10 protein-coding genes are annotated in these 12112 nt (G+C 54.1%); 4 read left to right on the forward strand and 6 right to left on the reverse strand.

The genetic code is table 11. The features are described from left to right. Positions 1 to 163: 163 nt before the first annotated feature. Positions 164 to 421 (reverse strand): multiple stress resistance protein BhsA, encoded by a 258-nt coding sequence (bhsA, locus tag AC0Z7K_RS11060; protein WP_413529361.1) that lies wholly within the window; start codon positions 419 to 421, stop codon positions 164 to 166. A gap of 448 nt (positions 422 to 869) precedes the next feature. After that, positions 870 to 1127, reverse strand: coding sequence for a hypothetical protein (locus AC0Z7K_RS11065; RefSeq protein ID WP_413529362.1), 258 nt, complete (start codon positions 1125 to 1127; stop codon positions 870 to 872). A gap of 232 nt (positions 1128 to 1359) precedes the next feature. On the opposite strand from AC0Z7K_RS11065, the gene AC0Z7K_RS11070 reads away from it, so the two are divergent. Both AC0Z7K_RS11070 and AC0Z7K_RS11075 read left to right on the forward strand, forming a co-directional pair. Beyond that, a complete protein-coding gene (locus AC0Z7K_RS11070) occupies positions 1360 to 2019 on the forward strand; it encodes a TetR/AcrR family transcriptional regulator (RefSeq protein ID WP_413529363.1) in 660 nt (219 codons plus the stop codon). A gap of 3 nt (positions 2020 to 2022) precedes the next feature. Further along, the gene (locus AC0Z7K_RS11075; RefSeq protein ID WP_413529364.1) at positions 2023 to 2904 is read left to right on the forward strand and encodes an oxygenase MpaB family protein; all 882 of its coding nucleotides are present in this window, start codon (positions 2023 to 2025) and stop codon (positions 2902 to 2904) included. A 5-nt stretch (positions 2905 to 2909) separates the two neighbouring features. On the opposite strand, the gene abgT is transcribed toward AC0Z7K_RS11075, so the two are convergent. The 3 genes from abgT to AC0Z7K_RS11090 all read right to left on the reverse strand — a co-directional run bounded on the left by abgT (position 2910) and on the right by AC0Z7K_RS11090 (position 7294). Beyond that, positions 2910 to 4433, reverse strand: a complete 1524-nt coding sequence (abgT, locus tag AC0Z7K_RS11080) for a p-aminobenzoyl-glutamate transporter (RefSeq protein WP_485614421.1) — start codon at positions 4431 to 4433, stop codon at positions 2910 to 2912. A 93-nt stretch (positions 4434 to 4526) separates the two neighbouring features. After that, positions 4527 to 5978 (reverse strand): M20 family metallopeptidase, encoded by a 1452-nt coding sequence (locus tag AC0Z7K_RS11085; RefSeq protein WP_485614554.1) that lies wholly within the window; start codon positions 5976 to 5978, stop codon positions 4527 to 4529. Further along, on the reverse strand, positions 5978 to 7294 hold the full coding sequence (locus AC0Z7K_RS11090) for an amidohydrolase (RefSeq protein ID WP_485614423.1): 1317 nt from the start codon (positions 7292 to 7294) through the stop codon (positions 5978 to 5980). The genes AC0Z7K_RS11085 and AC0Z7K_RS11090 overlap by 1 nt, the downstream gene beginning before the upstream one ends. A 178-nt stretch (positions 7295 to 7472) precedes the next feature. Here AC0Z7K_RS11090 and AC0Z7K_RS11095 point away from each other — a divergent pair, with 178 nt between their 5' ends. Together AC0Z7K_RS11095 and AC0Z7K_RS11100 are read left to right on the forward strand one after the other, a co-directional pair. Next, positions 7473 to 8369 (forward strand): LysR family transcriptional regulator, encoded by an 897-nt coding sequence (locus tag AC0Z7K_RS11095; protein ID WP_485614424.1) that lies wholly within the window; start codon positions 7473 to 7475, stop codon positions 8367 to 8369. A 141-nt stretch (positions 8370 to 8510) separates the two neighbouring features. Continuing rightward, positions 8511 to 9617 carry a suppressor of fused domain protein gene (locus AC0Z7K_RS11100; RefSeq protein ID WP_112167052.1) on the forward strand — a complete coding sequence of 369 codons (1107 nt, stop codon included), beginning with the start codon at positions 8511 to 8513 and terminating at the stop codon, positions 9615 to 9617. Positions 9618 to 10254: 637 nt separating this feature from the next. Here the strand turns inward: AC0Z7K_RS11100 and AC0Z7K_RS11105 are convergent. Next, on the reverse strand, positions 10255 to 11751 hold the full coding sequence (locus AC0Z7K_RS11105; protein ID WP_485614425.1) for an MFS transporter: 1497 nt from the start codon (positions 11749 to 11751) through the stop codon (positions 10255 to 10257). Positions 11752 to 12112: the final 361 nt, after the last annotated feature.

The following is a 12112-nucleotide window of genomic DNA, read 5'->3' on the forward strand; positions in this document are numbered from 1 at the left end:
CTTCCTTTTTAATTCTGTTTATCAGCAGATGATTTTTAGGTCCGACGTTATTTGTTAACGTTCGATAATTAAATCTTAGACCTGGATCACATTCTGTGCAACTAATTTATTTATTAATCGTTAACTAATTGTGCGGAACCTTTCGCTAACGCGTTCTTCATTCTTATTTGTACAGCTCAGCAGTACCGTAAAGATGGTTTTCACCCGAGGCACCGATGATGCGGTATGAGCTTGCACCCGCTTCTGTTGCTTTAGCATTCAGTTTTGACTGCAAAGTGCTCAGGCTGCCGTTTGAAGAAGCACTGATGGTGCCGACAACTTGCTGACCTGCCGGGGCGGATTGAACTTCAGTCGCGGCCAGAGTGGAGAAAGAAGCGGTGGCGAGTGTCAGTGCTGCGAGGGTCATTGCGATGGTTTTCATGATGTCTTTTCCTGTTCGTTCATTTTTGTTCGGGGCATCTGATCCAGAAGCCTCAGTTTTCAGGTGAACGCTATTTATTAGTTAACGTTCGATAAGTAAATGTTAGAGGTTGGCGACGGTTTGTGCAAGATGTTTTTTTAATGAGCGTTAACTTATTGTGCTGTGACGGGAGTCACATGAAATGAGGCATTTGTTTTGGTTCTGTTGATTTTGTGTTTCTAAAATGATTCGCCCATGACGAATGAAACATCGCTTATCCAATTTTGTGCTGAATGAATCTTTAATGATCGCTAAGTTAATGATTGGTTCTGACTGGCGCAGATGTTAAAACTGGGGCGTCTTTTTAAAGGATAAAGAGAAGAGGGTGCGCATTAAAAAGATAAGGCGACCAGAGCCGCCTTATCGTGATCCCTGCGCTGACATTCTTTAATCAGGCATCCGGTCTTCTTTAGTAGTAGATGGAAGCGGGCTGATGACCAGAAGTAGAAGGCGCAGGTGGCTGAGTCGGAGAAGTCGGGATTCGGCCTTGTGAGACTTTTTTACTCACATAGCTACCGGGTTTACAGAAATTACTGTCCCCGGTCACATTGACCATCGCCACTTCCTGACTCAGTAAAGGCATCATGATAACCTGCTGTGCGGCAACATTGGCAACCGGGACAGCGGTTAACGCCAGAACTGCAAGAAGGATTTTAAGATTACTCATGATGTTACGTCCTGGGTTGGTACCGTGTAAAAACGCTTATAGCTTGTGCAGCTTTGCGGGTTTGAGTGATTTTCTTATCGCTCGATAATTAAATGATAATCTCCACTGGACTTATGCGCAACTATTTTTAATAATGATCGTTAAGTTATTTTTGTCATGAAAAATTATCTCATGAAAACGTATAACGAAAAGTTTAAACAACCATAATCACATGGTGATGGAAGGAGGGTGTATGAGCACTGAACAGACGGCTTTGGTCCGGAAAAGTCGCGGTCGCCCAAAACAGTTCGACCGTGGAACTGCTCTGAGCAAGGCCTTGAATTTATTCTGGCGCCACGGCTATGAGGCCACGTCATTAGCGGATTTGGTCGAAGCCACAGGTGCTAAGGCTCCCACGCTGTATGCTGAATTTGGCAACAAAGAAGGGTTATTTCGCGCAGCCGTTGAACATTATCTGACTAACTTTTACGAAAAGAGCTCATGTTTATTGAGCAAAACAGATTTGTCCGTCGAGGAAACCATCGGTCAGTACCTGCGTGCTATCGCAGAATTGTTTACTGACTGCGATACGCCGAGCGGTTGCTTTATGATCAGCGCCTCATCCGGAATGTCTTCATCATCCGCGGATATCGCAGAAATGCTGCGCGCGCGCCATCTTTCTCAGGAACGCTCATTGTTCGAGTTCTTTGAGAAAAGAAAACAGTCAGGTGAACTGACATCTGTCATCGACAGCGCACTGCTGGCGAAGTACCTCGCCTGCACCATTCAGGGTTTCTCGGTTCAGGCACGTGACGGCGCAACTGCCGCCGAGCTGAATCAGCTGATTGATGTCGTTATGAAAATCTGGCCACAGCTGAGCAGAGCCACGGTTGTCAGCACTGCCGCGCACTGACGGATGTTGAGCATCAAAACGTTGTTAAGAAGTAAAATAGAACGCCAGGTGCTGAGTATTTCGGGCCTGGCGTTGGGCGGTATAGATTTTGAAAAACCGGCGGGTGACCCAGGGCTGTTTGGTCCGGAAAGCGTTACCTGGCGGATACACGGTGATTTCACATCCATGCTGTGCGGCGGCGTCAGTGCGTTGCTGTTGCAGATGCTTCACCCGCTGGCGCTCGCCGGTGTCTGGGATCACTCCTCATTTCGCGAAGACATGCTGGGCCGGCTGCGACGCACCAGCCAGTTTGTCTCCGGCACCACCTTTGCGCCGATACGCGACGCCAATGCGTTAATCGAAAAAGTAAAATTCATCCATTTGCGGGTGACCGGCACTGATGTGTACGGCACGCCGTATGCCGCCAGCGACCCGGACTTACTGGTCTGGGTGCACGTCACTGAAGCCTACAGTTTTCTACAATCCCATCTGCGTTATCGCAACCCGGCGCTGAGTCTGGCGGATCAAAACCGCTATTATCAGGAATTCGCACGGGTGGCGGAAAGTCTTGGCTCTGCCAGCGTGCCGGACAGCGTAACGGCGGTGGAAGCCTATTTTCAGGCGATGCGTTCGCAGTTGCGCTGTGACGATCGCACACTGGAAGTGGTGAGATTATTGCAGAACGCGCCCGCGCCCAGCCGTTTGGCGAAACCGGTAGGCAGCCTGCTGATTCAGGCGGGCATTGATCTTCTGCCTGAGTGGGCATCAAAACAGCTGGGGATTTCCCTTTCCCCTTTGAAACGCAAATCTGTCCGTTTTGGCACCCGCCGCATCGCGCACTTACTGCGCTGGGCGGTGCGTAACGGCTCATGGCACCGCGCCATGCGCCGGATGGGGCGTTTGTAATCAAGTTACATATGCGGATAAACGCCGGGCCCTATCGGTAAACCGAGCAGATACCAGCCCACCAGCATCAGCAACCACACCACGAAAAATACAATCGGATACGGCAACACCAGCGAATAATAGGTGCCGAGCTTCGCCTCTTTGTTGTACTTCTGGAGGAAACCGAGGAACAGCGGCACAAACGGCGACATCGGTGCCAGCGGGATCACCGAGGAATCGGCGACGCGAAAAACAATCTGTGCGAACGCCGGATGGAAGCCCAGCAGCATAAACATCGGCACAAAAATCGGCGCGAGAATCGACCAGATCGCCGAGCCGCTGGCGATAAACATACACAGCAATGCCGACAGAAAAATCAGCCCCAGGAACGCCGGAATACCGGTCATACCCAGATTTTCCAGCACGTCCGTCAGCCCGATCGCCATAAATTTCCCCATATTGCTCCAGTTAAAAAATGCCACAAACTGGGAGAGCGGAAAAATCATCACGATAAAGCCGGCCATCGATTTCATCGGATCGACCAGCAAATCTGGCACGTCGCTGGCGCTGCGGATCTGTTTGGTCACCATGCCGTAAGGCACGGAAATCACGAAGAAGAACAAAATGATCAGCGGGACAATGCCCTGAATAAACGGGGAAGGAATGATGCCGCCGGTTTTGGGATTACGCAGCGGCGCGGCTTCCGGCACCACCAGCAATGCCACCAGCCCGATGAACACCAGTGCTGCAATACCGCTCGCCATCAGTCCGCGATTTTGCAACGGCGTCAGTTTTTTCATTTCTTCGTTGCGCTCGCCCCGGAACACCGGCAGGCGCGGTTCTACGAATTTATCAGTGAGCACGGCCCCGACAATAGTCAGCAAAATCACTGACGCAGCCATAAAGTACCAGTTGTCGATCACGCTGACCTGCACCGCCGGATTGATCGCTTTCGCCGCTTCGGTACTCAGACCCGACAGCAACACGTCGGTAGTGACGATCAGTAAATTAGCCGTAAAGCCGCAACCGACGCCGGCGATGGCCGCCAGCAAACCGGCGACCGGATGACGCCCGACCGCCAGAAAAATCAGCGCACCCAGCGGCGGCATCACCACCAGTGCCGCATCGGATGAAATATGGCTGAAGAAGGCGATGAAAATCACCATGTAGCTGGCGTAGCGGGCGCTGACCTTCGACGCCATTTTGTACATCAGACTTTGCAGCAACCCGACGCGCTCCGCCAGACCTGCGCCAATCACCAGCGCCAGAATCGACCCCAGTGGAGTAAAACCGCTGAAGTTCTTGATGACGTTCGGCAAAATCCACTGAATACCTTCCACGCTCAGCAGATTTTTAACGTGAATGATTTCGCCGTTGCTGGGGTTCACCGCCGTAATATTCAGCCATGAAATGACTGCCGTAGCGACCATCAGCACCGCAATCAGATAAACAAACAGTAAAAATGGATTAGGAATTTTATTCCCTACACGTTCAACCCACTGAAGAAATCCCCCGGGGCTCTGGCCGCTTTCCTGTGCATCTACACTCATCGTTTTACCCTCTGTTATGTTTGCTTTTTTTATATTTATTCCGCTCATTCGCGCCGGAACGGGGCGCGAATGAGCGGTGGACTCACCAAAGATCTATTTCAAAGGCGAAGGTTTCACTCCGGCCGGGATAGGGCAGTGATAGGGACGACGGATGCGCAATGCGTCGCGCTCTTTCTGGCACGCGGCCAGTAAATCCGGCTGAGTAAACAGGGCAATGGCGGTGGAGGACATGACTTTAGCCGCCAGACACATGCCTTTGTGGGCGATGGACGTGCGCCCCTGCGAGACTATCTGCCAGGTGTGCAGCGGCGAACCGACCGCAAAGCACGGGCTGAAACATTGTGCCGTCGGCACCAGCCAGCTGACATCACCGACGTCGGTGGAGCCGTACAAAATATTGTTGTTTGGCGCGTAAGGGGCGACGGCATCGGTCAGCGGAGATGTGCGCAGCGTTTCGGCGAATTCAATGCCCTCGGCGCCGCTGGTGCGGGAAATATTCAGCAGATTATTGTCGATGTCCTGATCGGTCAGCGTGGCATGAATCGACGCCGCAAATGCCCGCTCTTCGTCGGTGTAATGCGGCGTGCCGAAAGCCTGCACGTACTGATACATCGCGCTTTCCAGCGTACGGTTCGGCACATAATTCGAACAGGCTTTGTCGAAGCGCATCGACATGGTGGTGCCGGTCATCAGCGCCGCGCCTTTGGCAATATCCACCACGCGGTCGAAAATCCCCTGTGCCTGATCCATCTGCGGCGCGCGCACCAGATACAGCACTTCGGCATCGGCCTGCACCACGTTCGGCGAAATACCCCCCGCGTTGGTGATGGCGTAATGCAACCGCGCTTCCTGAATGATGTGCTCACGCAGGAAGTTAGCGCCGGTGTTCATCAGCGTCAGGGCATCCAGCGCGCTGCGTCCGAGATGCGGCGCAGCGGCGGCGTGTGAGGACACGCCCTTAAAGCTGAAAGACGCCTGAATGTTGGCCAGCGTCTGGTTGCTGAACATGCCGCTGTAGGTTTCCGGGTGCCAGGTCAGTGCGGCATCGACGTCATCAAACAGGCCTTCGCGGGCCATAAAAGTTTTGCCGGATCCGCCTTCTTCGCCCGGACAGCCGTAAAAGCGTACCGTGCCCTGAAGGTTTTCGCGCTCCATCCAGGCTTTTACTGCCAGGGCGCCGCCGAGCGCCGCGGTGCCGAGCAGGTTGTGGCCGCAGCCGTGCCCGTTGCCGTTTTCAACCAGTGGCTGCGGGGTGTCGCACCCGGCTTTCTGGCTAAGTCCGGCCAGCGCATCGAACTCCCCGAGCAGGGCGATAACCGGTTTACCGCTGCCGAAACTGGCGATAAATGCCGTTTCCATGCCGCCGACGCCACGCTCCAGCGTAAATCCGCTGGCTTCAAGTTTATCGGCCAGTAAGGCTGAGGAAACGGATTCGGCAAAGCGGGTTTCCGGGGTGTCCCAGATAGCATCACTGATTTGCGCCAGCGCCGGTTGCTGGTTATCCATAAAGTCGTTGATGAAATTAACGATATGCGGATCTGCCATCATTTTTCTCCCTCAAATTCAGCAATGTTTAGCACCAGCGCGGCCAGCGTTTTGATGCCCTGCGCCATCACTTTTTCGTCGAAATCAAACAGCTCATTGTGATGGCCCGCGCTAAGGTCTGTGCCGAAAATCACGTAAGAGGCTTCGCCGCCGCGTGCCTTGACGCGTTCCATCATGTAGGTCGCGTCTTCGGAACCCGCCGCGCCTTCCTGACGATCAATGATCGCTTCGAACTCACCGAGTTTTTCCGCCTGACGGTGGATGTATTTCACCCAGGCTGCCGTCGGCGTACTGCTCTGCGCCGCGCCCATCAGTTTGATGTCGAATTTCACCTGATGCATTTCCGCTGCGCCGGAAATCACTTTCAGCGCCTGCTGGTAAATGAATTCGTTGACCTCATTGGTTGAGCCGCGCGTTTCGACTTTCATCATCGCGCCGGACGCGATCACATTTCGGCCAGTACCGGCCTGTAACACGCCGACGTTGACCCTTGAGCTGCCGCCGCTGTGGCGCGGAATTGCGTGCAAACCGAGCGTCGCCTGCGCTGCGGCCAGCAGGGCGTTACGGCCTTCTTCCGGCTTACCGCCTGCATGGGATGCCACGCCGGTGAATTGCACGTCCAGCTTGGTGGTCGCCATAAAGGTGTCGTTGCCGCAAACAATGTGATTAGCCGGAACGCCGGTGCCGATGTGTACCGCCGTGAAGAAATCGACGTCATCGACCACGCCCGCTGCGACCATCGATTTGGCGCCGCGCGTGCCCTCTTCGGCAGGCTGAAAAATCAGTTTGATGGTGCCGCAAAGTTGATCGCGCATTTGCATCAACACTTCCGCCAGACCCAGCCCGATAGTGGTGTGTCCGTCGTGGCCGCAGGCGTGCATCATGCCGTTATTGGTTGAGGCAAATCCTTCACGGAACGGGCGATGTTCTTCTTCGAGTACTTCGAATAAATCCAGCGCGTCCATGTCCACACGAAACCCCATCACCGGGCCGGGACGACCGGTTTCCAGCGTGGCGACAATGCCGGTGAAACCGCCGGAGAAATGCGGCATCCAGCGGGCAATCGCCCCCTGTTCCAGCGCACGCTGTTCCTGCTCGGCCAGAACGGTGGCAGAGGGCAGCCCCATACGTGAACCGGCGTCGATCACCTCTTTGCCGAGCTTCAGCGCGTAACCGAGTTTTTCCAGCCGGTCAGCGACCAGCGTAGATGTACGAAATTCCAGCCAGCCGGATTCGGCATATTTATGCAGGTCACGACGTTGTTGTTGCAGGGCAGGGAACAGCTGTTCAACACGTTCGGAAATTTCATTTACCATCACGGACTCTCTTTTTTTACAGATATGCAGGCTTTCTGCGGGGGAGGCAGAAAGGAGGAAACCTAAATCTGGGAGGGGCTCGACCGGCCTTATATGATTTTCAATGTACATAAAGCAACCAGGGCATATAAGATGCCAAAATCTTCTTAGTGATAATCAGGGGTTATCAAAGAGACTTATGCCATCACAAATAAAAATGCATCAATTGCGGGCGTTTGTGTCCGTGGCGCGACATGGCAGTATTCGTGCGGCCAGCCGGGTAATGGCTCTATCGCAGCCGGCGCTGACCAAATCGATTAAAGAGCTGGAAGAGAGTCTTGGGGCGAGATTGTTCGTACGCCGCCGTCAGGGCGTGACGCTAACTGATTGTGGTGAAGCGTTTTTTAACCGTGCTAGTCTGATTTTGGAAGAGCTGCGTGTGGCACAGGAGGATATCGCCCAACGTCTCGGCGCCACCAGCGGGAGGGTAAATATCGGCGTGGGTGCCAGCATCGCGCGCACTATTATGCCGGAAGTGATCGATCGTTTTCACCGCGAATTCCCCAATATGAAGGTGCGTATCGCCGAAGGTCAGCTGGTATCGATGATCCCGGAACTGCGTCAGGGCGAGCTGGATTTTACGGTGAATACGTATTATCAGGGTCCCTTTGATAACGAACTGTTATATGAAAAACTTATGGATAAAGAGTATCGCGTGGTCGCAAGGCGCGGTCATCCGATGGAAAATGCCCGCTCGATGAAAGAGTTGTTGCACTGTGACTGGACGCTGCCGACGCCGCGCGGAAGTTATTACAAATTGCTCAGCGAAGTCTTCAGCGATATGGACGCCGAGCCAAATATCAGCGTGATTTGCGAGACGTTTATGTCGTGCACCAGTCTGATCGCTAAAACGGATTTTCTCAGCGTATTGTCGGTGGACGTCATTAACGATCCGGTGATCGGTCAAAGCCTGGTGGCACTGGATCTTGACCTGCCGCTGCCCACCGCAACTTTCTATCTTATTCAGCGACGTGATACCACGCTGACGCCGATGGCGGCCTATCTGGCGCAGCTGTTCCGGCTGTATTGTCGATAACGGTGTCGTTTTGCTAATAAAGCGCGCGTTTTGATGATTTATCGGGGATTTTTGGGAATATTGCCCGTTATCGTCATTGCTTATACGTTCTACACTGACCATCACAGGGAATAATAAGCTTCCTAATATTGCCGAGGTCATATGCGCCAGTCCGATATTGTTGCTGAAGTCAGCAACGACAAACAAACCCTGACCGCGCTGGTCGAGCAGGACAACCGCGTGGTGTATTTCTACATATTCGCCCGTGAGGATTTGCGCGACCGTTTTCCGAAAATGCGCGCCTGCTGGGTGCGCAATCTGGTGCCCGCGCCGTTGCATGATGACAATGAAGCGATGGAGCACGGCATTTCGCCGATGCTGGCCGCGCAGTATTGCCGCAATCTGGAAGGTGAAGCGCCGCTGGATCCGTCGCAGATTCAGATCTTATGGAATGAAAGCGATGACGGCGCGGCGCTGTGGTATCAGGGCTTGCTGCTGGCGGTCATTCCGGGCTGGAGTTTGTATATCGATCACTCGGTGTGTTATTCCGCCGGATGTATCAAAGAGAATCCGCTGACCTTCCCGCTGGGTTCCGCTTCGACCAACACGCAGTGCGAGCTGGCGGAAAAGACCCGTCTGTTCTGGCGCGACTGGCAAAATGAATTCAGCAACCCGTGGCCGAAAATTCAGCGCAGTTTGCTGGAATCGTATGAAGACCGTTACGGCCCGTCGGTGAAATATTATCTGATCAATCAGGGAAGCTGGCCGCCGATGGCGATTTCCCAGCATGAAGATGAAGAGAATTATTACTTCTTCACCGTCGGCATGAGTATCCGCCCGATGCCGCAAATTGACATTATTTTCAATGATGACGCCGACAAACATCGCCGTATCGAACTGGCGTTTTCCGTCGGCAAAGAATATGTGAGCGAGGAGCACGCTGTGCAGATGGCGAGCGCACTTTCGGGTTACGCGCAGGTGCCCTGGACCACTCTGAGCTGGCTTGGCGAAGGCCACACGCTGATGTCCCCAATGGCACCGCTGGGCTTTGAAGGTCATGTAATTTCTTCCGCCCTGTGCGGCCCTGCCGATAAAATGCGTCTGCCGAAGGTCTATGGAGATCGGGTAAATCAGTTTTGGGTATCACCGGTGTTCGACAGTGAGCTGGCATTTTCACAGGCCAGGCCTAACGGCGGCATCGAGCTGGTGGCGGCGCTGATTGAGAATGGCGTGGGGTACGTGTTTGCACCGCGGGGCGCTGTGGTGTGAGGCGGGTGCCGCGCACTGGCGGCTTTTAAATATGACCGAGAATTTTTCGGTTTCTTAATTCAGTGATCACTTAACTCACCGCGCCGAAACCGACCAAGAGAGGGAAGTGCGTTCCCTCTCTTGGATCTCTCCCCGCTTTTTTAAACACGCGCTGTCGCAAGGCCGATGGACATATTCTGTGACTCCCGCATGTGGCGCAAAACCCTGCCGCTACGCGTTCCCTTCACTCGGTCTTCGAGCCATAGGTCTCGAAGCCGCTCCGTTCAGCAGGATTTTCTGATCGCGCCATCTCACCATTTTTTGAAAACAAATATAGATTGAGCAAGGAGTTTGGATTTTTTTCGAAAGGATCCGAGCCGGTAAAGTTGTGACCTCAAAAGCTTTGGCCGCCTTCAAAAATCACGCCGGAGGGAGAGGTGGAAAACTGCGCGTCTGTTTGCGCGGGTTGTAACCCGAGCGAAGGGCAGCGCGTAGCGGCGGGATTTTGCGGCAATAACGGCAGCTACTGAAACACTGCCCGTCTGCACGGCACGTGTTTTAAAGAGCCCGGGATTCTCAAGGGTGGTGGCGATAGACCACCCTTGAGGCCGGTTTGGGCGGCAGCCCAAGGTGTTGAGTTTGATTTTAAAGCCGCCTTTTAATGCCCGGCTTCGGCATTAAAATCCTCAGCATCCACATCATACCCCGACGGTTCCCAGCGTATCGCCGTCAGCACGATTAAGCCTGCCAATGGTGCCAGCGCAATCACCCAAAACACCCCGGTGCCCAGCGCAGCGGAAAGCACCGGAAACAGGAACAGCGATACGGTGGAGCTGCTGCGCATCAGCGTCTGGTTGAAGCCAACACCCATACCGCGCAATGACGTCGGGTAGCTCAGTGACGCAAAGGTCATGGTGTGCGAACCGGGGCCAAAGCCCTGACCGAACAGGAACAGCGCGAGCATCGCGATGGAAATCGCCGCTTCACCGCCGTCGGCAGGGCGGCCCACGACCGCCAGACCGATCATCGCGACAAGCTGGCAGGCGTAACCGGCGTAAGTCATCTTCCACGCACCGAATTTAGACACGTAGCGCACCGCAATCAGCCCGCCGACGAAGGCGAAGCACAGGTTCAGGCCGAGTGAAAACAGGATAGTACTGATCATCGACTGCTGAAGGAAACTCGACAGAATCACCGGCAGCCCGAATGCCACGGCGTTATAGGCAAATGACGACGCCACGGCAGTGACCGTCGCCAGCACGGTACGGCGCAGATAGACGCCCTGCAACAGCGTGCCATAGTTGCGCCATGCGGCTTTACGCACTTTCACCTGCGGCGTTTTATCGGCATCATCCGCAACCACCGCGTTGATATTATAAGACTTGCGCAGAATCGCCGCCGCGCCCTGTAAATCCCCCTGATTGGCAGCCCAGACCGGAGATTCGTTCATGTAACGATGACGGATAGCGATGATCAGAATCGCCGGTACCGCACCGAAACCGAGGATCAGGCGCCACAGCCAGTCGGTGTGCGTGGCGGGCAGCACGGCGTACAGCAACAGAACCAGCAGATAGGAGACGCTGATCGCCGCGTACCATGTCGGGCACCACATCGCCACGCGAGAGGCTTTATTGCCGCGCCCCTGAAGCTTCGAAAACTCTGCCAGAAACGCCATCGCTACCGGCAGGTCGATCCCGACGCCGAGGCCCATCACAAATCGTGAGCCGCCGAGCACCCATTCGTTGGGCGCAAACGCACAGGCCAGCGCGGCGATAACGAAGAAGAACATATCGGCCATGAATACGCGGTAGCGGCCAATTTTGTCGGTCAGATAACCGCCTAACAGCGCCCCGACAATCGCTCCGAAGGTGATCGCCGACGCCACAAACCCTGCGCCGGAAGGGGATAACCCGAACTGGTGGGTAATATCTTTCATCCCGAAGGCCAGCGCACCGAGGTCATAGGCGTCGAGGAAAACACCTCCCAGCGCAATGGCGATAACCACACGCGCGTCGCTCAGTCTGGCAGCGCCTCGGTTCACTAACTGAGTAATATCGGAGGCGGAACGAATCACCACCGGTTGATCAGACGCCGCATCCGCCGCGCTGTAGTTCCCTGAAGAAGCAGCCTTTGAGGCCGCAATAGAATCAGACATTATTGTGTTTACGCTTTTTGACAAAAAAACCAGCATAGAGGTGACGTGATGCCCGTCACAAGTGCTGAATAGCTGAGAAATGAAATCAAATGGCTATAACTTAAAACTAAGTGGTCTAAGGCTGTTTATCATCTGTTCCTGTCCCGCTGCGGCATTATCCAAATTTGAGATTTACTCCGCACGAATCCGCATTTCCTCTCCTCACGATCCTCTGTTTTGATAGCTGACCATCAGACCTCTTACCCAAAATTGAACTATCCTTGTTAGCACGCTGTTTTCACTGATGAAAGCGGGTTTGAGAAACCGTCGCCCGGCGACAAAATTCTAAAAAATCAAAAAGAGGACTGACCATGACTGCATT

The organism is Rahnella sp. 1L-D-7-B-C2, assembly GCF_057290995.1.

What these genes read in the sequence shown, in the direction of transcription:
- bhsA (WP_413529361.1), bottom strand. Translation starts at nt 421, where the DNA reads ATGAAAACCATCGCAATGACCCTCGCAGCACTGACACTCGCCACCGCT.
- AC0Z7K_RS11065 (WP_413529362.1), bottom strand. Translation starts at nt 1,127, where the DNA reads ATGAGTAATCTTAAAATCCTTCTTGCAGTTCTGGCGTTAACCGCTGTC.
- AC0Z7K_RS11070 (WP_413529363.1), top strand. Translation starts at nt 1,360, where the DNA reads ATGAGCACTGAACAGACGGCTTTGGTCCGGAAAAGTCGCGGTCGCCCA.
- AC0Z7K_RS11075 (WP_413529364.1), top strand. Translation starts at nt 2,023, where the DNA reads ATGTTGAGCATCAAAACGTTGTTAAGAAGTAAAATAGAACGCCAGGTG.
- abgT (WP_485614421.1), bottom strand. Translation starts at nt 4,433, where the DNA reads ATGAGTGTAGATGCACAGGAAAGCGGCCAGAGCCCCGGGGGATTTCTT.
- AC0Z7K_RS11085 (WP_485614554.1), bottom strand. Translation starts at nt 5,978, where the DNA reads ATGGCAGATCCGCATATCGTTAATTTCATCAACGACTTTATGGATAAC.
- AC0Z7K_RS11090 (WP_485614423.1), bottom strand. Translation starts at nt 7,294, where the DNA reads ATGGTAAATGAAATTTCCGAACGTGTTGAACAGCTGTTCCCTGCCCTG.
- AC0Z7K_RS11095 (WP_485614424.1), top strand. Translation starts at nt 7,473, where the DNA reads ATGCCATCACAAATAAAAATGCATCAATTGCGGGCGTTTGTGTCCGTG.
- AC0Z7K_RS11100 (WP_112167052.1), top strand. Translation starts at nt 8,511, where the DNA reads ATGCGCCAGTCCGATATTGTTGCTGAAGTCAGCAACGACAAACAAACC.
- AC0Z7K_RS11105 (WP_485614425.1), bottom strand. Translation starts at nt 11,751, where the DNA reads ATGTCTGATTCTATTGCGGCCTCAAAGGCTGCTTCTTCAGGGAACTAC.